Origin of the sequence: Lachnoclostridium sp. Marseille-P6806 (assembly GCF_900625025.1) — a bacterium.
In the GTDB taxonomy this organism is placed as follows: domain Bacteria; phylum Bacillota; class Clostridia; order Lachnospirales; family Lachnospiraceae; genus CAG-791.
The window spans coordinates 15,502-35,484 of sequence record NZ_LR130585.1 but is presented as its reverse complement, the minus strand read 5'-3'; the positions used below and the strand labels follow the sequence as shown (position 1 = coordinate 35,484).

Genomic DNA, 19,983 nt, shown 5'->3' with positions numbered 1-19,983 from the left:
AAAATCACCCCTCCAGAATGCGGAAGCCCATAAGCTCCGAAACCTCCCTGAGCTCCTGCAGCCAGTCGCCGAAAATCAGCACCTGATGATGGCCGAAGCCGGCCAGACGGTGCATATACGTCCGGGCGTCGTCCATGCCGATGTAATAGTACGGACTGCAGTATACCTCGTCATACTCGGAGCGGAGCACCCTCCCGACCTTGACGCACATCGTGTCTCCCGCCGGATTAAAGCGGCCGAGCGTCACATAATCGTTGTCGTTCTGTGCAAAATCGACTTGGAGCTTCCCGCCGAAGCCCTGCCCGGTAAAGGCCCAGAGCTTGTAATCGAGCGGTTTTGTCCCATAGCCGTTCATGCACAGCGGCGGAACGGCATGATGAATCCGGAGCAGCTCGTCCGTCTCGTGATTGGGATTTCCCATAAAGCAGGGGCGGTTCGCCATATACTGCATGATGCACATGGCAAGCAGGGCGTTCAGATCCTCCTCGCAGGCGCTCGGAATCCCCTCGTCCTTCATCAGGCTGTGGCAGGTGCAGGGCGTGAATTTCCGATTCTGCGGAATCTCCGAGGTGCAAAGCTCATGGCAGGCCGTGCTGAACGCATTGCAGTCATAGACATCCATCATTTTCCGCGCCGCCAGATAATACTTGATATCATTCAGAAACCATTCCCGGTTTACCCTGACCTCCGACGCTCCTCCGAGCATTTTTTCCGCAAGAGGACAAGCCTCCTCGTCCGTGATCTCATCCATATACGGTATGATGGAGTCAAAGGGGAGCTTCACGACCTCGAGGCCATATTTCCGGCGGATGATCTCCGGATCCCGGATGAGACTCTGGATGCCGAACGTCGGTTGGGAACCGGCGGTGAGCACCAGCGCCCGCGTATTCGCAACCGCCTTTCTCACCCACAGATAATGCGCCAGCCGGTTCACATCCTCCATATCCATGCAGACGTACGCCTCGATGCCGATGGAACGACAGTACGCGGCAAAGTCGATTCCCTCATTGCCGTTCTGCATGATGACGACCGTCTTGCGGTAACGCTCGAGCTTTGGGATACGCCACCCCATGCAGAGGAAAAAATCCACCTTGTCGAGGTCCTCTTCGATGCGCTCGAAATCCTCTCCGGAAACGACAAACCTTTCTGTATAGCGGCAGTCGATCGGCTCCAGAAGCCGCACCTCTGGCGTCAGCTTTTCCAGCTCCCCGCAGCTCTCAGCGAACGCCCGGTCTGCCGCGGCGCTCTCCGCTTCCTCCGTCATATCCTCGCGGCGCCCGGCCCGGCAGGGGCCCTCCCAGAAATGCGTATGGGTGAGGCACCCTATGATCGGGCGCACGACGAGCTTCACATCCATTGCCTTTGCTTTCATCCCGTTCCTCCTGCCGGCGCGCCTTCTTACGGACCGCGGCCCCTGCTCCCGGCACACTGTACTCGTCAGAACACGAACAAATGCGCCTTACACAGCCCAAAGTCTAACAGGACGATCCAATGAAAGCCATGCACTTTCCTGCCGGAACGCTTGCACTATTTTTCCAGTTCCTCTCTACCGGTTCAGCGCCTCCAGCGCCGCCTCTCTCGCGGCGAGGACGCTCTCCGTAAAGACGTCGAACTCCGGATCCTCTCTCTGAAGCTCCGGATGCTCCAGAATATTCTTCAGCGCAATGCGGACGCCCTGTGCAAACGGGACGCGCGTGCACATCTCCGGCACCACCCGCTTCAGCTTGCTGTTGTCAAACAGGACAGAAACCGCCTTGTCGCCGATGAGCGAGCCGTTAAAGTCATAACCGTACTTCCGGTCCCCCGCGAGCGAAAGAAACTCGCTGGATACGTGCACCGCATGAAGCGGAACGCCGGCTGCTGCCGCAATCTCCTCATGAACCTGATTCCATGTGAGCGTTTCCTCCCCGGTGATCTGGAACGCCTCGCCGATGGCATGCGGATTTCCCATAAGCCCGGTATAGCCGACCGCAAAATCTGTATGGAACGTCACCGTCCAGAGCGAGCTTCCGTCCCCGGGAATGATGACCGGCTTTTCCTCCATCATGCGCCGGATCACCTGCCACGGCCCCTGCTTTCCGTGAACGCCCACCGGAATCGAACGGTCGTCATAGGTGTGGCTCGGACGGATAATCGTCACGGGGAACCCCGTTTCCCGGTACTGCTTCATCAGAAATTCCTCACAGGCGATCTTGTTCCGCGAATATTCCCAGTACGGATTCGCGAGCGCCGTTCCCTCGGTGATCCGGCAGCTCCGCGGCGGCTTATGGTACGCCGAGGCACTCGAGGTATACATGTACTGACGCGTGCGCCCCCGGAAAAGCCGGAAATCCCTCTCGACCTGCTCCGGCACAAAGCCGATCCACTCGCATACCGTATCAAAGACGCGGAAAGGCAGCTTGTCCAGTTCCTCCCGCACCTTTTCCTCATCATTGATATCCGCGGTGATCCGGTGCACGCCCTCCGGCAACGCTCCGCTCCGGTTTCCGCGATTCAGGACATAGACCTCCCAGTCCGTATACTCCGCCGTAAGCCTCCTCACAATCGCCGTGCTGATCGTTCCGGTTCCCCCGATAAACAGTGCTCTGCGCATATGAACTTGCCCTCCTGTGCATTCTGCTTTCACTGCTGCAGCTTCATCATAGCAGACCGCGCGGAAGATGGATCACACATTTCTTTACAAAAATAGTCGTTCTTATTACATTTATTGCTTTTTTCTCCCCCGTCTATTCTCCATTGCCCCGAAAGAACATAGAATATATTTATTATGAAAACAAACGACAGCGCAATTCCCTTACAATACCAGCAGCCGGATCACAGCTACACCGGCCGAATCACCACCGGCGGCGAGGGGACGGCTTCTTATTCCCCGGCGGCGCATGTAAAAATTATCTACAACAACCAGTCCCGGAATTTTGATGTCCACCATCACACCGCCATGGAGATCATCATCTCCCGGCAGACGCACTATACGGTTTACACCGCGGACGCCTCCTACGGTCTGAACCCCGGCGATATCATCATGATTCCGCCCTTTCTCCAGCACCGCCTGACCTGCGATCAGCCGGAGGAGGCCGGGGCCCGCTTTGTCCTGCTCATCGATACGGAGCTCCTCCGCGTCATACAGGACGCAAGCGTGCTCGACCCGCTGTTTCTCTCGCCATATCACTGCACACCCAAAACACACCCGGCGATCTACCCGGAGGCATATGAGCTTCTGATGCAGATCATCGACGATTATTTCCGGAACGACATCATGTGGGAGATGTCCATCTACGGCCATCTTCTCAAGCTGTACTGCCTGATCGGCAAGGAGCACTTCTCCCGCCTGCAGAAAGACGACATGAACGAGACCAGTCGAAGCCGTGAAAACTATGAAAAATTCGCCTGCCTCCTGAATTATATCGAGGCGCATTACGCCGAGCATATCACGCTGGACGACGCAGCCGATTTCATGGGCTTCTCCAAGTTCCACTTCTCCCGCATTTTCCAGCGGCAGATCGGAACGACGTTCCACGATTACCTGCTCCGCACCCGGATCCGTGTGGCGCAGAAGCTCCTCACGGACGACATTTCCATCACGGATCTGTCTTACCGCACCGGCTTCAATAACATCACCAGCTTCTACCGGTGTTTCCACAAATACACCGGCTGCTCGCCAACAGAATACCGCATCCGTCTCTCCTCCGGCACCGAGCTGCTGGACGAGCACTGAACCGCTCAGACGCCCCGCCGGAGCGCCCCGTCTCCGTATTTTAACTGTATGCTGTCCTCCATTTCCGACAGCTTTCTTTCTCTGGCGCGGTGCTCTGCCTCTCTCTGACTGACCGCAAAATCGGTGAGCGTCATCTGGCGGAATGAATCGCCGGTCAAGTGGGAGACCGATACGCCGATGAGCCTCACGCCGCCCTCTCCGAGCAGCCCCGGATGCCCGTTCTCTCCAAGGAGGAGCCGCCGCAGCAGCGTCTCCGCCGTCCGGAATATCTCCTCCTCACGATCCAGAGGATCCTCCACGGTCTGCTGCATCGACCGGTTGCGGAAGTCGCTGGTCTTTGCCATGACACCGATCGTCCCGGCGCGCACACCGTCTTTCCGGAGCCGCGACGCAACCTTGCCGCACAGCTTCCGCAGAAGAGGGACCGCCAGCGTCTCCACATTCTCCGCCGTGACGTCCACTGCCGTCGTCGTCTCGTTTGAGTAGCTTTTGGCCTCCTCCCGCACATCCGACACCGGGCCCGTACTGATCCCATTCGCCGCCCGCCGGATATACTGTCCCCACTTCTCTCCGAAAAGAGCCTCCAGCATGGCAGGCGGCGCCGCCGCGGCATCGCCGATTGTTATAATTCCCACGTCCCGTAGACGCGCCGCCGTCTTCTTTCCGCAGCCGTAGAGGCTCCCGATCGGCAGCGGCCACAGCTTGGCGGGAATTTCCTCCGGAAAAAGCGTGTGCGTCCTGTCCGGCTTGGTGAAATCACTGGCCATCTTGGCAAGGAGCTTGTTGCGGGAGACGCCCACATTGACCGTAAAGCGGAGCTCCTCCCGCACCTCACGCCGGATGGCATCGGCCGCGCGGCAGGCCGCCTCCTCTTCTGCCTCTTTCACTTCTCCGAAAGCAGACAGATCCGCCGCCGTCATATCCAGATACGCCTCGTCGATCGACGCCTGCTCCACCACCGGCGACCAGCGGCGCAGAATATCCATGAGCGCATGGGAAAAGCGCCGGTAGGTGGCAAAATCTCCCTGCGCCACGACGAGCTGCGGGCACTTCCTCAGGGCCTGCGCGACCGGTTCTGCCGTCTCGATCCCGTAGCGCTTCGCCGGTATCGACTTGGCGGTCACAATGCCGTGCCGGGTCGCCCGATCCCCTCCTATGACCGAGGGGATCGTCCGCAGATCCACGGCCTCCGGATTCTCCTCCAGACGCCGCACCGCCGTCCATGAAAGAAATGCCGAATTGACATCGACATGAAAGATCAGTCTCTGTTTCTGCACTCCCATCGCGCCGCTCCGCCCCCTTTTTCTTTCACTATATCACAGAATCCCGGGGCAGAACATATGTTCTTTTTATGTGAGCGTCAGCTCCGTCAGCCTGCCCGCTCTTGCAAACACCGGCAGAATGTCGAGCGGCGCGGGCACCGTGATGCGCCTCCCGCCCTCCTGTATGCTTCCGTCCGCAAGGCTTCTCCAGCTTCCCTCCGGAAGATACAGTTCCCGCTCTGTCACGCCCTCATACAAAATCGGCGCAACCAGAAGATCCGGGCCGAACATGTACTGATCGTCGATGCCCCACGCCTGCGCATCCTCCGGGAAATCATAGAACAGCGGCCGCATCACCGGCGTGCCCTTTTCGTGCGCCTCCCGCATGAGCTCGCGGACATAGGGGCGCATCGCCTCGCGCAGCTGCAGATACCGGCGGCAGATCTCGTAGATTTCCTCTCCGTAGGTCCAGACCTCGTTTGCCGCACCGCTGGGGCATTTCCCTCCCCGCTCGCGGCTCATCGGCTCCTCGATCGGCTCGCGGAAGCCGTGCAGACGCATCACCGGGCAGAACGCGCCGAATGCAAACCACCGCGCAAACACTTCCCGGAACCACGGCGCGCGAATGTCCCCGCCATGGAATCCGCCGATATCCGTCGTCCACCACGGAATGCCGGCGATTCCCATGGACAGCCCGGCGCGGAGCTGGTTGCGGAGAGAGGCAAAGGACGAATCGATGTCCCCCGACCAGACCAGAGCGCCGTACCGCTGCGAGCCGGCCCATGCGCAGCGCAGAAGATTTACGATGTTCTCCTGGCCCTCGGCCTGCATGCCCTCATAGGCCATGCGCGCATATTCGCGGGGGAAGATATTCCCTATCTCCATGTCCGCGCCGCGGAAATACCGATAGTGCTCATACTCATAACCACCGTAGCCCGGCTCGCCGTTCAGCTCCGGCTCAGCCTCATCCAGCCAGAAGATGCGGATGCCCAGCTTATAATAATTTTCGCGGATCTTATCCCAGACATAATGCCGGGTGTCCGCATTGGTGACATCAATGACCGCCGCACCTCCGAGCTCACCGAGACGCTTCCCGTGCTCCGTCCGCATGAGATATCCGAGCTCCTTCATTTCGGCGTAATTTTCCGAATCCTGCTCCACGGTCGGCCAGATGCTGACCATAAGGCGGATTCCCATTTCTTTCAGCTCCTCGACCATTCCTTTCGGATCCGGCCAGTAATCCCTGTCAAACGTCCAGTCCCCCTCATAAGGCCAGTGGAAAAAGTCCACGACAATAACATCAAGCGGCAGTCCTCTCCTGCGGTACTCCCGCGCCACAGAGAGAATCTCCTCCTGCGTCTTGTAGCGCAGCTTACACTGCCAGAAGCCGAGCCCATACTCCGGCATCATCGGAACCTTTCCGGCCACGTCCGCATAGCTCTCCTCGATCTCCGCCGGCGTATCCCCCGCCGTGATCCAGTAATCGAGCTGCTTGGCAGAGGACGCTTTCCACTCGGTCACATTCTTCCCAAAGACGACCGAGCCGATTGCGGGATTATTCCAGAGAAAGCCGTAGCCTTCACTGGAAAGCGCAAACGGCACGGAGGCCTGTGAATTCCGGTGCGCCAGTTCCAGAACGCAGCCTTTCATATCCAGATAGGGCTGCTGGTACTGCCCCATGCCGAAGATCCGCTCGCCGCAGACCGCCTCAAAGCGGGCTGTGAGCTCAAAATTATCCATTCCCGGATGCGGGCGGAACGTTCTGGGGTACAGTTCCAGCGCAGAATTGAATTCCCGGTGTCCCTCCTCATACATCTCGCGGGTCCGCTGAAATTCGGCAAGCAGAAGCTTTCCGTTCTGATTGTAGTAGCGGAGCTTTCCGCTGCCGGTGAGCTCAGCGCGTATCTTGCCGTTCTCGATGCTCCATACACCGTCCGCCTCGTAAATCCTGACCCCCTTCGGCTTCGGCCGGGGGAGCAGCGCCTGCACGCCGTCGTCCTCCTCAAAGGCATGACGCTGCGTCGCCCGCACGCGCAGGCCGTTTCTCCCCCACGCCTCGACGACAAGAAGTTCCTTATCAAATCGCCGGACCAGCCGGTCCTCCTCCATCCTGATCATCGTTTTCCTCCCCTGCCCCCCAGGCATTATGATGAAAGCTCCGAACGAAAGCTCCGGTGCGCTCTCACCGCATATTCTACTCCTTCACCGCGCCGGCCGTCATGCCGCCCACGATATAGCGCTGCAGAAAAATAAACATACATACAACCGGCAGAACCAGTATCGTCCCGTAGGCCATGATGCAGTTCCATTTGGTTCCGTACTTGCTCTGAAATTTGTAAATATTCGCCGTCAGCGGCCGCATGTCGGCCTGCACGTTAAAGGTCATGGAGTAGGCCAGATCATTCCAGCCTCCCAGAAAGGAGATCACCAGCACCGTGATGATCCCCGTCTTGATCGCGGGAATCATGATCTGCACAAAGGACTGCAGCACGGTACAGCCGTCGATACGGGCGGCGTCGTCCAGCGAGGTCGGTATGCTCTTGAAATACGGCCGCAGCGTGACGACGATAAACGGCACCGAGCCCGATGAAATCGCAATCGCCGGCCCCAGATAGCTTCCCAGAAGGTGAAGCTTGTTGAAAATAAGATACATGGGCGTCAGCATCAGCGACGCCGGGAGCATCTGCGACACCAGAAAGGCCAACATGAAGCCCCTCCCGCCGGGAACGCGGTAGCGCCCCATGCCGTAGGCGCAGGGAACACCGAAGCCTATGGACAGGAGCATCGACAGGAGCGCGATGACGAAGCTGTTTTTCAGCGACGACAGAAACTCATGATCCGAAAAGTTCGTTCTCCACGGATAAAGTGTGAAGCTGTGCGGATAATATGTCACGATTTTACCGAAAGACTCCGCGTCCGTCTTGAAAGACATGGAGATCAGCCAGTAGAGCGGAAACAGAAAAACGACCGCAATAAGAACCGCACCCAGACAGAGCAGGAAATTCCTCCTCCGTTCCCGCGGTGTTCTGTTTCCCTTTTTGATTTTCTGTTTCATAAAAAATCACCATGCCGAAGCACTTTGTGCGAGGCACGCGCCGTAAAAGCACCCTGCGCCGGCGCGCAGGCGGTTTTACGGCTGCGATCAGAAGCTATTTGGGCTTCGGCACAAATAGCTGTGTGAAAAATCTCTGCGCCGACGCGTAGAGTGTCGACCCGCTTCGCGTCTCATGCCGTCCCACTACGTAACAGCACGTTTCGCTCACGGAGCAACTCAGCGCATCCGCGTGATTTTTCACACTATTCCTCCCTCCCGGCGATCACTGATCCTCTGCCGCAACCATTTTCAGGTAAAAAAGTCCGATCACAAAAAGTATGCAGAAAAGAACCATGGCGGCGGACGATCCCATCGAGAACTCGTACTGCTTAAAGGAAAGATTGTACGCGTATGTCCCCAGAACATCCGTCGAATTCAGCGGCCCCCCGGAGGTCATAATGAACATCAGATCAAATGCCTTGAACGTATAGATGAATCCCAGCATCAGCACCGCCATGATCGCAGGCCGGAGCAGAGGAACGGTGATTTTCCAGAACCTCTGCCAGTGATTCGCTCCGTCCACCTCCGCCGCCTCAAGAATATCCCCGGAGATCCCGGTAAGTCCCGAGGTCAGCAGCAGCATATTGAACGGAATCCCGACCCAGCAGTTCATCACTATGACCGCCGCCATCGCCGTGCCCGGCTGCAGCAGCCAGTCCGCGCGCGCATGGAGCAGACCTGTCCGCAGCAGCAGATCATTGATCACGCCGCTGGACTTGTCAAACATGTTCTTCCCCAGAAGCGCCGTAACCGACATGGGCATCATGTAGGCGACGAGTATCATACCCCGAATCGGCCCCGCCAGCGTAAAGCGCTTTGAAAAAAACAGAGCCAGAAGAAACCCTATGGTGAACTGAAACACCAGACACCAGAACGTGAAAACAAAAGTGTTCTTCAGAATCAGCAGAAACGTCGCGTTGTGAAACAGCGCCGCATAATTCTGCAGCCCGACAAAGGTATAGCTTTTCCCCGCAAAGGTTTTCACATTCACGTTCTCAAGGCTGAGAACGATATTATACAGAAGAGGATAGCCCAGTATCACGACCATATAGGCAAAGCCGGGGAGGATGAACGCATAACCCTCCCGTCTTTTCTTCTGCTGCATTGTCAGCTTTTTCATACTGCCCCCATTCTGAAAATACACCGGAAAGCCGTCCGTCAGGAATGAAAACGGCTGCCGCCAGCCCCCGCCGCAGGGGCGGGTATCCTGATGGCAGCCGTCTGTCCGTTGCGGCGAATCCTCCGGCCGTATCACTCGCCGACTGACATCAGTTCCCGGACGGGAGCGGCGTCTCGGCAAGAATGGGGTCAATCACTGCCGCAGCCTGCGCTGCCGCTGTTTCCGCATCCGCCTGTCCGAGAATGGCCGCCTGCTCTGCCGTCCAGAGCGCCTCGGAGATCGTCGGCCACTGCGCATGAGGCCCGCGCGCCACCGCAAAGTTCATGGAGTCGTTGAATACCTTGTAGCGTTCGTCCGCCGTCCAGAAATCTTTCAGTCCGACTGCGTCGCCTCTCACCGGGAGCTTGCCTGCAAGCTCACACCAATCGGCGTTGTTCTGCGCCGTCTCCATCGTCATCAGGAACTTCGCGCAGGCCTCGACATGCTCTGAGGACGAACAGACGCCAAAGTTTTCTCCGCCGATAACCGTGGCCCGGTTTCCGTTGTCCGAGGGCATCGGAACAAACTCATATTCCCATGTGACATTGTTTTTGATCGAATCCGCGTTATCCAGATTCTGCGCGATCATCCACGTTCCGGCCTCCATCATGGCCGCCTTGCCGGCCGCCCACGCGTTCAGCGCGTCGCCCTGTCCCCAGCCGACGACCTCGTTGCTCATATAGCCGTTCTTCTCGAGTTCCGCAAGGAACGAAAACGCCCGGACCGCCTCCGGAGAATCCGCATCCGCGATACTGGCTCCCGCTCCGTACAGCCATGGAATGAACTGGAATGTTCCCTCCTCATTGGAGACAGCGCACATAGCAAAGCCGTAGACGCCGCTTTCCGGATCCGAAGTCGCCGCGCACGCCGCTTCGAATTCCTCCCATGTGTCCGGCGCCTTGTCAATTCCCGCCTCCTTCAGCATATCCATATTGCACAGAAGCGCGAGGCAGTTGGAATTGTTCGGCAGACCGTAGAGATGTCCGTCACTTCCGCGGCAGGAGGAGAGCGGTCCCTCATAGAAATTGTCCAGCTCGCCCCATTCCTGCAGGTAGGAATCGATGTCCGCGAATACGCCCAGCGAAATGTAGGACGCCATATCCGGCGAATCGACCATGCCGATGTCCGGCAGATCCCCGGAAACCGCGCCGATGGTGTACTGCTTCATCAGCTCCTCGCGGGAGACGAACGTCGGAACAATGTAGATCTCGTTTTGCGATTCGTTGTAGTCCTTGACAAATTTGTTGAGCGCATCCGCCTCGCCCTCAAAATAATGCCAGAGCGTGACCTGGGCGCCGCCGTTCGGCTCGCCAATATCGTCCGCGGAAACCTCCGCTGTCTCCGTCCCGGCCTCCGGGGTTTCCTCCGCCGTCTCTGCAGGAGCCGGAGCCGTTTCGGCCCCCTCCTGTGCCGGCGCGGCGGCGCCGCAGCCCGCAAGGAGCGACGCGGCGATTACGCCCGAAGCAAGCAACGCTGTCATCTGTTTCCTTTTCATAGAAATCCTCCTCCCGTACACGCGTTTTTGTGCATAATGATCCTGCACCGACTTTGTTTTAATGTTTCATTGTGTGAGTTGAATATAGTTTGAATGAACGATTTGTAAAAGACATGAATATAAAAAAAGTCAGTGTTTTTAAGATTGTTTTCATCATTTCCTGCTCTGCGTCCGGAAATCTCCGGTAAGCGCAGCCGCCCCCGGACGTCTCACATCACATCGTCCTCTCTGAGAAATTCCGTGACCGTCATTCCCGTCTCGTCCCGGAAAACAGATGAAAAATATTTCACATTTTCTATGCCGCAGCGCTGCGCCGTCTCCTCCGGCGTGCACCCTGCGCGCAGCAGCTCCTTTGCTCTTGCGATGCGATAGCTTTTCACAAATCTCGCAAACCCCTGCCCGATATTCTGCGAGAACAGCGTGCTCAGATATTCCTGCGTCACGCCGAAACGCTCCGCCATTTCTTTCAGGCTGATTTTTACAGAATAAGAGGTCTCAATGACGCGGAGCATCTTTCTGACCAGCGGATGCACCTCGCGGTATTCCTCGAGAAGCGAGTCCTGCGCCGCGGGCAGTATCATTCCTTTTCGCCCCTGCTCGATTGACAGGAGGAGGCGTTTCAGTTCCTCCTCCATGACCGGCTTGACGAGATAATCCTCAACGCCCAGTGATACGGCCTGCCTCGCAAAATCAAACTCCTCGTAGGCGCTGACAATGATAAAGCGCGTCCGGTACCCTCGGCTCCGGGCCGCGCGGATCAGCTCCAGACCGTCCATACAGGGCATACGGATATCCGTAATGCAGGTATCCGGTCTGCATTTTGCCAAAAGCTCAAGCGCCTCTCTGCCGTCATACGCCTCTCCGACGAGTTCATACGGCTCCCCCGCCATCCGGATCAGCCGGCTCATCCCCCGCATCGCGCGGGCCTCGTCCTCTGCAATCACGATTCTCATGGCCCGATCCCTCCTCCGGATACGGGAGACGGAACGCAAAATGGGTCCCCGTCTCCTCATCCGACGAAAATTCCACCGCAAGCTCCGGCCCGTAGAATGCGGACATCCGGGTGAGGACGTTCCGTATCCCCACGCCGGACAGCTCTGTCTCTGCCGGCTTCTCTTTCTGCACTCTTTCCCCTTTCACCGCCTCGATGGAAGCCCGGATCCGCTCCCGCGTCTCCCCGGACATTCCGCAGCCGTTGTCGGAAACCGTGAGGCAGAGTCTCTCCGTCTGATCGATCTCCGTCGTGATCCGGATGATTCCGCCCTGCTTTCTTCCCCGAAAGCCATGCAGAATGGAATTCTCCACAAAGGGCTGCAGCATGAGCTTGCAGGCCGGCCAGTCATCATAGGTTTCATCCGTCTCCACGGAATAGTCAAACAGCTCTCCGAATCTCTCTTTCTGGAGATACAGATATTGCTCCGTCCACGCGATTTCCTGCCCGATATAGACAATCTGCGCTTTCCGCTCAAAGGTGTAGCGAAGAATATTGGACAGCTTTTTCAGAAGCAGCGACACCCTGCGGTCTCCCGCTTCGATCGCCTCATAGTTGATGACGCCGATCGTATTGCAGAGAAAATGCGCGTTGATCTGCGATTCCAGCGCCTCTCTCTCCGCATCATAGGCACGCTCGAGAGACAGTATCGCCTCCCGGTGCTGCGCCTCGACCTCCCGCGTTTTTTCCTCAAGACGCTTCACCATATAATTGTATTCCGCCGTGAGCTGCCACAGCTCATGCGAGCCTCGGATCTCGATGAGCGACGGCTCCTCCTCGTAATTGAGCTTTTGCATCGCCGCCCGGATCGCATTAACCGGCCGTAAGAGACGGCGTGTAAACAGAACGGCAAAAAGGACAAAAATCAGAAGCAGCAGACCATACAGGTAATAGCTTCTCTCATAAATCTCGTCGACGCTCTTCCGTATTTTCCCCTCATTGAGATATACATATATCTTCCAGCCGAATAGCCCGATATCACGCACCATGAGGCGATCCATCCCGGGATAAAGCGCTTTCACCCTGCCGATCTTTTCCCCGATCACCGCCTCGGCTCCGGAAAAGACGATCTCATCCTCCCCGTCGACGATAAACGCGCAGGCCGCATCCCTCTGCTGCGCCTCTACCATGGCCAGCTCGTCCTCAAGCGCATTGCGCTTGACCGTCATGATAAGGATATAGCGTATCTCCTCGCCGTTCGTCTGGAGCACGGGAAACACAATATGAAACACCCGCATCCACGAATGCGCCGGGTGCACCGCCGGTTCCTTGACGCAGAAATATTTCGGCATATTGAGCGACCGGAAATCCGAATATTTTGTCATCGCCTCGCGGTAAAGATCTCCCAGCAGCTCCGCATTCCCCTCGTTCCACATCGAAATGCTTCTGGTGGTATACCGGTACCGGTCATACTCCGCAATGACGCCCTTCTCCCCCACAACGGCAATCGCCGCCACATCATCCGGAAACTGATAGCTTTTAAGGAGAGAGGTAAGCCGCATCGTCATACCGTCCGGGTCGGCCTCATACTCCTGTACCGACGCAGCCATCTGCGTCGACACGGCGCTTTCGATGCCGAAGCCGATAATGGGCGACAGTATGCCCCGGATATCCTTATTGACTACATGGAGCACTGCCTCCTCCGTGTAGTAAATATTATCGACCATGTACTTATAGCTCTGCTCCCGGAGAAACCCGCCAAAAATAAGCGCAAAAACGCCCACCAGCAGCGTCATCCCAAAAAGCAGCCCGACTACGATATGATGCTTTGCATAGTGGATCAGTCGTCTCATGCTCTCGGCTCACAGAAGCTCCGCCCCGTGCGTGCGCCCCGGCACCTGCTCGCCCGTTGGCTGCCCTGTCTCTGTCTCCGGCGCCGGGTTCTCTTCCCTTGCCGCCTCCTTTACATAGTCCGCAAACGTCCGCACGATGCCCGCCGGGCTCTGCTCCTTGTTCCACACCAGTACGTACTGCGCAAATTTGGCCGGTTCCGTGATGATTTTGGAAACCACATGCTCATTTCCCGTAAAGCTGGTCTGCGGAAAAATGCTGATGCAGGCATTCTGCTCCGCGAGCGCGACGGCATCGACATAATTCGACAGCGTGCACACGATAGCGGGCTCGCAGCCGATATCGGCAAACCATCGCTCGATCGCCGCGCGGCGGGAGGGGCGGCTCGGAACCGCCAGCGGCCAGCCCGCAAGCTCCCGCAGCGGAATCTCATTGCCCGGCCGCGCGGCAAGCGGGTGCTCCCTCGGGATCATGGCCGTCCAGTAATCATTGGCTATAGTTACCCCCGCCAGATGCTCCCTGTCATAGGGCGCCGCGATCACCGCGATGTCCACCAGACCTCTCGCGAGCTGATCCAGAACATCGTCTCCCGAGCCGTTCCACAGATCAAAGCGGACTCGGGGGAATTTCTTCCGAAAGCCCGCGATCCAGCGCGCCGCCATATAGGGAGCCCGGCCCTCGACCATACCCAGCGTGATCCGGCCGGAGAGCCCGTTCCCCATGATTTCAATTTCTTCTCTCGTCTTATCGCAGAGCGCCAGAATCTGCCCGGCGCGGCGCAGAAGCAGCTCTCCGGCCTCCGTGAGCTGCACCCGCCGTTTCCCGCGGACAAAGAGCTGCACGCCGAGGTCCTCCTCCAGCGCCTTGATCTGATTGCTGAGCGGAGGCTGGCTCATGCCCAGCTTCTCCGCTGCCCGGGTGAAGTTCTGCTCCCGGGCGGCCGTGACAAAATACTGCAGTGTGCGAAAATCCATTCTTCTTTCTATATTGCCTTTCTCTCTGCCTCGTCTTCCGTCAGAACGCCGTTCCACAGGCGGTAGTAGGTGCCTTTCTTCGCAAGAAGCTCCTGATGGCTCCCCTCCTCCTCGATCCCGCTTTTGCCGAGCACTACGATGCGGTCGGCGTGCTGTATCGTCGTGAGGCGGTGAGCGATCGTCAGCGTGGTTCTCCCCTCGGAGAGATCCCTAAGACTCCTCTCGATCAGGATCTCGCTCTCGTTATCCAGCGCCGAGGTCGCCTCATCCAGCAGGAGAATCGGCGGATTCTTGAGAAAGACCCGCGCAATCGAGATCCGCTGCTTCTGGCCCCCGGACAGCTTGATCCCTCTCTCCCCGACATAGGAATCATAGCCGTCTCTCAAGTCACGGATGAACGAATCCGCCCCCGCGAGCTTTGCCGCGCGGACGATTTCCTCGCGGGAGGCCCCGGGCTTTCCATAGGCGATGTTTTCCGCCACCGTGCCGGAGAAGAGATAGACCTCCTGCTGCACGATGCCGATCTGGCTCCGCAGGCTGTACAGCTTCACATCCCGGACATCCTGCCCGTCGATCCGCACCGCCCCATCTGTGACGTCATAAAAGCGCGGAATCAGCGCGGAGAGCGTCGTCTTCCCTCCCCCGCTCTCGCCGACAAGCGCCAGATTTTCCCCGGGGTGAATCTCGAGGCAGAGATCGTGCAGCACCCGGTTGTGATCGTCCGGATATTCAAAGGTCACATGATCAAAGAGAATGTCCCCGCCCCGGATGACCAGATTGCGGGCACCCGGCCGGTCCGTGATGTCCACCGGCGTATCCATGATCTCCAGAAAGCGCTCCACGCCGGTGATTCCCTGCGAAAACTGCTCCGCAAATTCCACGATCCTCCGGATGGTCGCGATCAGCGTCGTCACGTAGAGAATATAGGCCACAAGATCACCGGCCTGTATCCTCCCCCGCACCAGAAAGAGCCCGCCGGCGATGATCGTCACCGAGTACATCAGACCGTCAAACAACCGTGTGGACATGTTGAAGTCCGCCATGGCATAGTAGCGCTCTTTCTTGATGTTCTGCATTTTCTGATTGCCGGCTTCCAGCTTCCGCAGCTCCTCGTCCTCCGCCGTGAACGCTTTCACCACCCGCTCGCCAAGCAGGGCGTCCTCCACCTGTGCATTCAGCTCTCCGAGCTCCACTCTCTGGCTCTTGGTGGTCGACCGGAAGCGGTGGTTCAGCCTGACCGACGCCAGCAGCATGAACGGCACGCAGGCAAAAATAATCAGCGTCAGCGGCACCGACGCAAAGCACAGAATCACAAAGCTCACCGTAATTTTGATCGCCGCGATGAAAAATTCCTCCGGGCAGTGGTGCGCAAACTCCGTTATGTCAAACAGGTCCGCGGTGATTCTTCCCATGATCTGCCCGATCTTGGTATTGCTGTAATAGCTGTCGCTCAGCGTCTCGAGCTTCCGGAACGCATCGGTTCGCATGTCGGTCTCGATATACACCCCCATGATATGTCCCTGCGAGCACATATAGTAATACGCCGCCGCATCGAGCAGACGCAGCACGGTATACAGCAGCGCGAGCCTCCCGATCAGCCCCGCGGTCAGAGACGCCGGGCGGTACATGGCCGTATTGGTGAGCGTGGACATAATGCGGGGCAGCACAATATCGCAGAGCGTGGTGAGAGACGCACAGCCCAGATCAAGCAGCAGGAGCTTCCTGTACTTCATGAGATAGGGAAGAAATCTCCTGATCAGCTCCCCTGTGCCGTAGGTTTTTGTAATCGTCCGTGACATTACTCCTCCTCTGACTTAAAACCGCTATACGGATATTCTACCGCAAAACCTGACGGCGGACAGCGCAGAAAAACATTCTTAAAGCATTCTTTGTACACCGCTCCGTTTTTTCCGCATTCTTTTTCCCGAAAAAAATACCGGCGGACGCCCGATTCGGCGCCTGCCGGCAAATCACATTTCCCGTTTTCTGTTCGTTTTTTATTCCCGCCCGTTTTATTTCGCGTCAAGCATCGACGCCGCAGCGAGCGCCGCCACCGCTCCGTCGGATGCCGCCGTCACGAGCTGGCGAACCGTCTTGGTCCGGCAGTCTCCCGCGGTATAAACGCCGGGCGTCCCTGTCAGACAGTCCTCGCCCGCCGCGATATAGCCTTTTTCGTCGAGCCTTGCCACATCCGCAAAGCCGCTGTTTTCCGGAATCTGACCGATGGCGACGAAGAGGCAGGCGACGTCCAGCCGCCGCGTTTCCCCGCTGTTCTTATCCGTCACCTCCACCGCGCCGAGCCGCTCTCCCGCCTCATCCGGGAAAAGATCGGTCACGGTCGCGTTCAGGACAAATTCGACGTTCCCGCGCCCGCGGAGAGCTTCGACAGCTCTCTCTTCCCCGCGAAACTGCTCCCGGCGGTGAATGAGATAAACTTTCTCGCAGATCCCCGCAAGGTACGCGGCGTCCTCAATGGCCGTATTCCCTCCGCCGTTCACGGCCACGACCCTGCCGCGGAAGAACGCGCCGTCACAGGTCGCGCAGTAGGAGATGCCGTGACCGATAAAGCGCTGCTCCGCCTCCAGTCCCAGCGGCCGGTTCTTCGCGCCGGTCGCAAGAATCACCGCCCCGGCCTCGTAATCATTTTTGACACCGTGGACAATTTTCCGGTCCCCGAGATCCTCCACGGACTCCGCCCGCTCAAACGCGATCTGCGCGCCGAGAGCCATTGCCTGCTCATAGAGGCCGTAGGCAAAATCAAAGCCGGAAATATGCTTGATTCCGGGGTAATTCTCCACCTCGGGCGTGTTGACGATCTGTCCGCCGAACTGCGCCGCCTCGAGCAGCATGACGCTCTTGCCGGCCCGGAGGGCGTAAATCGCAGCGGAAAGTCCGGCGGGGCCGGCTCCTGCAATCACAATATCATATCTGTTGTCCGCCATAGTTCCCATCCTTTCCCAGGCTCTGCCCGGCGCCTGTTACGTCTCCAGCAGCTTATGCAGCAGACGGTACAGCGCTCCGGCCTCCTCGGGAGAAAGCCGGATGCAACCTCCGATCTTTTCCGGAATTTCTGCACATTTTTCTTTCATATCACGGCCCTGCTGCGTCAGACGGATGGTGACGACCCGCTCGTCGCGGCTCTCCCGCGTCCGGGTAAGATAGCCCGCCTGCTCCATTTTTTTCAAAAGCGGCGTCAGCGTCCCGGTATCGAGAAAGAGGCGCTCCCCGAGCTCGCCGACGGTCTCCCCGTCCTTTTCCCACAGCGCCATGAACACAATGTACTGCGTGTAGGTGATCCCCAGCGGCCTGAAGAAAGGCGTGTAGCGCTTCACAATATTCCGCGAGGCCGCATACAGGGGAAAGCAGAGCTGATGATCCAGCTTTAAGCGCTCATCCTGCCCCTTTGTCATATCCGTCTCCCTTTCTCCGCCGTGGCTCCGGCGGCTCCGGCTCCCTTACAGGAGCTTCTCCACAAAGGCCGAAACCTCCGCCATGTCCGCCGTCGGCTCAAAGCGCGCCGCGACGTTCCCGTCCCGGTCGATAATGAACTTCGTGAAGTTCCATTTGATCTCCGGATTGTTCCTGTAATCCTTGTCGATCTTGTTGAGCATGGCGCTCATCATGAGAGCCTGCGCGCCCTTGCCGAAGCCCTGAAAGCCCTGCCGGCTCTTGAGAAAGCCGTACAGAGGAAGCGCCGTCTCGCCGTTCACATCGCTCTTTTTCATCTGCGGGAACTGCGTGTGATATTTCAGCGTGCAGAACTCGTGGATCTCCTCATCCGTTCCGGGCGTCTGCCCTGCAAACTGATTGCAGGGGATATCGAGCACCTCGAAGCCCTGCTCGTGAAAACGCTCGTACATCTCCTCGATGTCCTTGTACTGCGGGGTGAAGCCGCAGCCCGTCGCGGTGTTCACCACCATGACCACCTTGCCGCGGTACCGCTCCAGAGAGACCTCGCCGCCCTTGCTGTCCGATACGGAATAATCATAAAAGCCTGCCATAACAATCCTCCATGCCGAAGCACCTTGTGAAATCCCCTACTAATATCGTTTACAACTATATTTTACACAATATATTTGCCCTGTCAAGCCTTAAATCAAAATTATTTTTCACATTCTTTCGCGCGGCGTCCGATCCGGCCGAATGCCGGCGGCACCCGTCTCAGTGCAGGAAGCCAAACAGCCCTTTTTTCACATACGGCACGCTCTCTGAGGAAAGATAGCGGTAACCGGTCGCGTCCACCACGCCCCGGACCGTCTCCTCCTCCGGCTGCTCCTCGCTGAGAAAAACGGCCTCTTTCTTCTTAAAGGAGGCAGAGACCCCGGATGCCGCGGGAATCCCCCTGCGGATCGCCTCCGCGATATGCGCCTCGCACATCGGGCAAGCCATTCCGTCGATCTTCACTGTCGTTCTGTACATCGTTTGTCCTCCTTTCGTCTTTCTTCCTCCGGGCCTCTTTGCGGGCCTCGTTTCCGCTCCGCCGCCGCGGGCTCAGAGCTCCTGACACCAGCTCGCGTCCATCACCGCCGACTCCACCGCCTCAACCGTATTCCGCTCCCTGTCGAAGCGAAGCTCCTGACTTCTGACGCTGACCCGAGTGTCCGGCTCCACCGAACCGGTGATGAATACGTTTCCTCCGATCACGCAGTCATGGCCGATGACCGTATCGCCGCCCAGTATCGACGCGCCGGAATAGATCGTGACGTTGTCCTCAATGGTGGGGTGTCTCTTTTTGTTCTGGAGCTGGCGGCCGCCGCGGGTCGAGAGCGCGCCGAGCGTGACGCCCTGATAGATCTTTACATGCTCGCCGATCGAGGTCGTCTCGCCGATCACGATGCCGGTGCCGTGATCAATGAAAAAGTAGCGCCCTATGCTCGCCCCGGGGTTGATGTCGATGCCGGTGCGGCTGTGCGCATGCTCCGACATGATGCGCGGAATCAGCGGAACGCCGAGGAGGTACAGGACATGCGCCAGACGGTACACGGTGATCGCATAGAAGCCGGGATAGGCCAGAATGATCTCATCCACATTCTCCGCCGCCGGATCGCCGTCATAAAAGGCCTCCAGATCCGTTGAGAGCATCGCCCGGACCTCCGGGATGCGGCGGAAAAACTGGATGGTCATGCACTCGGCGCGGGCGTCGATACTCTCCGCCATCGTGCACTCCGACTCCCGGCAGCCCTGATTGCGTCCCCCGCATTCGGCGCGGAGCGCGATGCCGATCTGCCGGTTCAGATGAAAAGCGATGTCCTCCATCGACGCGGCGAGCATGTTCTGAATATTATAGTAGCGGTAGGTTCCGTCCTTGAAGTATCCGGGATATACGATGTGAAAGAGCTGCTCCAGCATCCCCGTAATAATCTCCTTATTCGGCTCCAGCAGCGGATTCAGGCTGTCGATTGTTCTTCCATTGTCATAGTCCCGCAGGATGTCGCTGACGACGCTCTGCATTTCCATTTCCAGTCTTCCCATAATTCAAGGCCCCCGTTCTCCTCTGATGAT

17 protein-coding genes are annotated in these 19,983 nt (G+C 58.0%); 1 reads left to right on the top strand and 16 read right to left on the bottom strand.

Annotated features, from left to right (window positions below; translation table 11 throughout):
* Nucleotides 1-4: 4 nt before the first annotated feature.
* Entirely contained in the window at nucleotides 5-1,372 is a 1,368-nt protein-coding gene (locus E0E20_RS11755; protein ID WP_130838386.1) for a hypothetical protein, read from the bottom strand.
* A gap of 174 nt (nucleotides 1,373-1,546) precedes the next feature.
* Nucleotides 1,547-2,593 (bottom strand): NAD-dependent epimerase/dehydratase family protein, encoded by a 1,047-nt coding sequence (locus E0E20_RS11750; protein ID WP_130838385.1) that lies wholly within the window; start codon nucleotides 2,591-2,593, stop codon nucleotides 1,547-1,549.
* A gap of 174 nt (nucleotides 2,594-2,767) precedes the next feature.
* Between E0E20_RS11750 and E0E20_RS11745 the strand changes: the two genes are divergently transcribed.
* Complete coding sequence (locus tag E0E20_RS11745; protein ID WP_130838384.1) at nucleotides 2,768-3,715, top strand: helix-turn-helix domain-containing protein; 948 nt, start codon at nucleotides 2,768-2,770, stop codon at nucleotides 3,713-3,715.
* A gap of 5 nt (nucleotides 3,716-3,720) precedes the next feature.
* On the opposite strand, the gene E0E20_RS11740 is transcribed toward E0E20_RS11745, so the two are convergent.
* The 14 genes from E0E20_RS11740 to epsC all read right to left on the bottom strand — a co-directional run bounded on the left by E0E20_RS11740 (nucleotide 3,721) and on the right by epsC (nucleotide 19,953).
* Nucleotides 3,721-4,998 carry a DNA polymerase Y family protein gene (locus E0E20_RS11740; protein ID WP_130838383.1) on the bottom strand — a complete coding sequence of 426 codons (1,278 nt, stop codon included), beginning with the start codon at nucleotides 4,996-4,998 and terminating at the stop codon, nucleotides 3,721-3,723.
* Nucleotides 4,999-5,064: 66 nt separating this feature from the next.
* Nucleotides 5,065-7,095, bottom strand: coding sequence for a glycoside hydrolase family 31 protein (locus tag E0E20_RS11735; RefSeq protein ID WP_130838382.1), 2,031 nt, complete (start codon nucleotides 7,093-7,095; stop codon nucleotides 5,065-5,067).
* A gap of 76 nt (nucleotides 7,096-7,171) precedes the next feature.
* A complete protein-coding gene (locus E0E20_RS11730; protein ID WP_130838381.1) occupies nucleotides 7,172-8,032 on the bottom strand; it encodes a carbohydrate ABC transporter permease in 861 nt (286 codons plus the stop codon).
* A 262-nt stretch (nucleotides 8,033-8,294) separates the two neighbouring features.
* Nucleotides 8,295-9,191 carry a carbohydrate ABC transporter permease gene (locus E0E20_RS11725; protein ID WP_130838380.1) on the bottom strand — a complete coding sequence of 299 codons (897 nt, stop codon included), beginning with the start codon at nucleotides 9,189-9,191 and terminating at the stop codon, nucleotides 8,295-8,297.
* A gap of 148 nt (nucleotides 9,192-9,339) precedes the next feature.
* Nucleotides 9,340-10,725 carry an ABC transporter substrate-binding protein gene (locus E0E20_RS11720; protein ID WP_130838379.1) on the bottom strand — a complete coding sequence of 462 codons (1,386 nt, stop codon included), beginning with the start codon at nucleotides 10,723-10,725 and terminating at the stop codon, nucleotides 9,340-9,342.
* A 209-nt stretch (nucleotides 10,726-10,934) separates the two neighbouring features.
* Nucleotides 10,935-11,678, bottom strand: coding sequence for a response regulator transcription factor (locus E0E20_RS11715; RefSeq protein ID WP_165444097.1), 744 nt, complete (start codon nucleotides 11,676-11,678; stop codon nucleotides 10,935-10,937).
* Nucleotides 11,596-13,509, bottom strand: a complete 1,914-nt coding sequence (locus E0E20_RS11710; protein ID WP_130838377.1) for a sensor histidine kinase — start codon at nucleotides 13,507-13,509, stop codon at nucleotides 11,596-11,598. The genes E0E20_RS11715 and E0E20_RS11710 overlap by 83 nt, the downstream gene beginning before the upstream one ends.
* A 9-nt stretch (nucleotides 13,510-13,518) precedes the next feature.
* Nucleotides 13,519-14,481 carry a LysR family transcriptional regulator gene (locus E0E20_RS11705; RefSeq protein ID WP_130838376.1) on the bottom strand — a complete coding sequence of 321 codons (963 nt, stop codon included), beginning with the start codon at nucleotides 14,479-14,481 and terminating at the stop codon, nucleotides 13,519-13,521.
* An 8-nt stretch (nucleotides 14,482-14,489) separates the two neighbouring features.
* Nucleotides 14,490-16,280, bottom strand: a complete 1,791-nt coding sequence (locus tag E0E20_RS11700) for an ABC transporter ATP-binding protein (protein ID WP_130838375.1) — start codon at nucleotides 16,278-16,280, stop codon at nucleotides 14,490-14,492.
* A 213-nt stretch (nucleotides 16,281-16,493) separates the two neighbouring features.
* Nucleotides 16,494-17,423 carry an NAD(P)/FAD-dependent oxidoreductase gene (locus E0E20_RS11695; protein WP_130838374.1) on the bottom strand — a complete coding sequence of 310 codons (930 nt, stop codon included), beginning with the start codon at nucleotides 17,421-17,423 and terminating at the stop codon, nucleotides 16,494-16,496.
* Nucleotides 17,424-17,459: 36 nt separating this feature from the next.
* Entirely contained in the window at nucleotides 17,460-17,891 is a 432-nt protein-coding gene (locus tag E0E20_RS11690; protein ID WP_130838373.1) for a MarR family winged helix-turn-helix transcriptional regulator, read from the bottom strand.
* A 45-nt stretch (nucleotides 17,892-17,936) separates the two neighbouring features.
* Nucleotides 17,937-18,482 (bottom strand): glutathione peroxidase, encoded by a 546-nt coding sequence (locus tag E0E20_RS11685; protein WP_130838372.1) that lies wholly within the window; start codon nucleotides 18,480-18,482, stop codon nucleotides 17,937-17,939.
* Between the two features lie 160 nt (nucleotides 18,483-18,642).
* Nucleotides 18,643-18,900: a heavy-metal-associated domain-containing protein gene (locus E0E20_RS11680; protein ID WP_130838371.1), complete on the bottom strand. Its 258-nt coding sequence runs from the start codon at nucleotides 18,898-18,900 to the stop codon at nucleotides 18,643-18,645.
* A 72-nt stretch (nucleotides 18,901-18,972) separates the two neighbouring features.
* Entirely contained in the window at nucleotides 18,973-19,953 is a 981-nt protein-coding gene (gene epsC, locus E0E20_RS11675) for a serine O-acetyltransferase EpsC (protein ID WP_130838370.1), read from the bottom strand.
* Between the last annotated feature and the right edge of the window lie 30 nt (nucleotides 19,954-19,983).

Bases quoted from the DNA above. Each gene is read 5' to 3' on its own strand.
- E0E20_RS11755 (WP_130838386.1), bottom strand. From the start codon at position 1,372: ATGAAAGCAAAGGCAATGGATGTGAAGCTCGTCGTGCGCCCGATCATA.
- E0E20_RS11750 (WP_130838385.1), bottom strand. From the start codon at position 2,593: ATGCGCAGAGCACTGTTTATCGGGGGAACCGGAACGATCAGCACGGCG.
- E0E20_RS11745 (WP_130838384.1), top strand. From the start codon at position 2,768: ATGAAAACAAACGACAGCGCAATTCCCTTACAATACCAGCAGCCGGAT.
- E0E20_RS11740 (WP_130838383.1), bottom strand. From the start codon at position 4,998: ATGGGAGTGCAGAAACAGAGACTGATCTTTCATGTCGATGTCAATTCG.
- E0E20_RS11735 (WP_130838382.1), bottom strand. From the start codon at position 7,095: ATGATCAGGATGGAGGAGGACCGGCTGGTCCGGCGATTTGATAAGGAA.
- E0E20_RS11730 (WP_130838381.1), bottom strand. From the start codon at position 8,032: ATGAAACAGAAAATCAAAAAGGGAAACAGAACACCGCGGGAACGGAGG.
- E0E20_RS11725 (WP_130838380.1), bottom strand. From the start codon at position 9,191: ATGAAAAAGCTGACAATGCAGCAGAAGAAAAGACGGGAGGGTTATGCG.
- E0E20_RS11720 (WP_130838379.1), bottom strand. From the start codon at position 10,725: ATGAAAAGGAAACAGATGACAGCGTTGCTTGCTTCGGGCGTAATCGCC.
- E0E20_RS11715 (WP_165444097.1), bottom strand. From the start codon at position 11,678: ATGAGAATCGTGATTGCAGAGGACGAGGCCCGCGCGATGCGGGGGATG.
- E0E20_RS11710 (WP_130838377.1), bottom strand. From the start codon at position 13,509: ATGAGACGACTGATCCACTATGCAAAGCATCATATCGTAGTCGGGCTG.
- E0E20_RS11705 (WP_130838376.1), bottom strand. From the start codon at position 14,481: ATGGATTTTCGCACACTGCAGTATTTTGTCACGGCCGCCCGGGAGCAG.
- E0E20_RS11700 (WP_130838375.1), bottom strand. From the start codon at position 16,280: ATGTCACGGACGATTACAAAAACCTACGGCACAGGGGAGCTGATCAGG.
- E0E20_RS11695 (WP_130838374.1), bottom strand. From the start codon at position 17,423: ATGGCGGACAACAGATATGATATTGTGATTGCAGGAGCCGGCCCCGCC.
- E0E20_RS11690 (WP_130838373.1), bottom strand. From the start codon at position 17,891: ATGACAAAGGGGCAGGATGAGCGCTTAAAGCTGGATCATCAGCTCTGC.
- E0E20_RS11685 (WP_130838372.1), bottom strand. From the start codon at position 18,482: ATGGCAGGCTTTTATGATTATTCCGTATCGGACAGCAAGGGCGGCGAG.
- E0E20_RS11680 (WP_130838371.1), bottom strand. From the start codon at position 18,900: ATGTACAGAACGACAGTGAAGATCGACGGAATGGCTTGCCCGATGTGC.
- epsC (WP_130838370.1), bottom strand. From the start codon at position 19,953: ATGGGAAGACTGGAAATGGAAATGCAGAGCGTCGTCAGCGACATCCTG.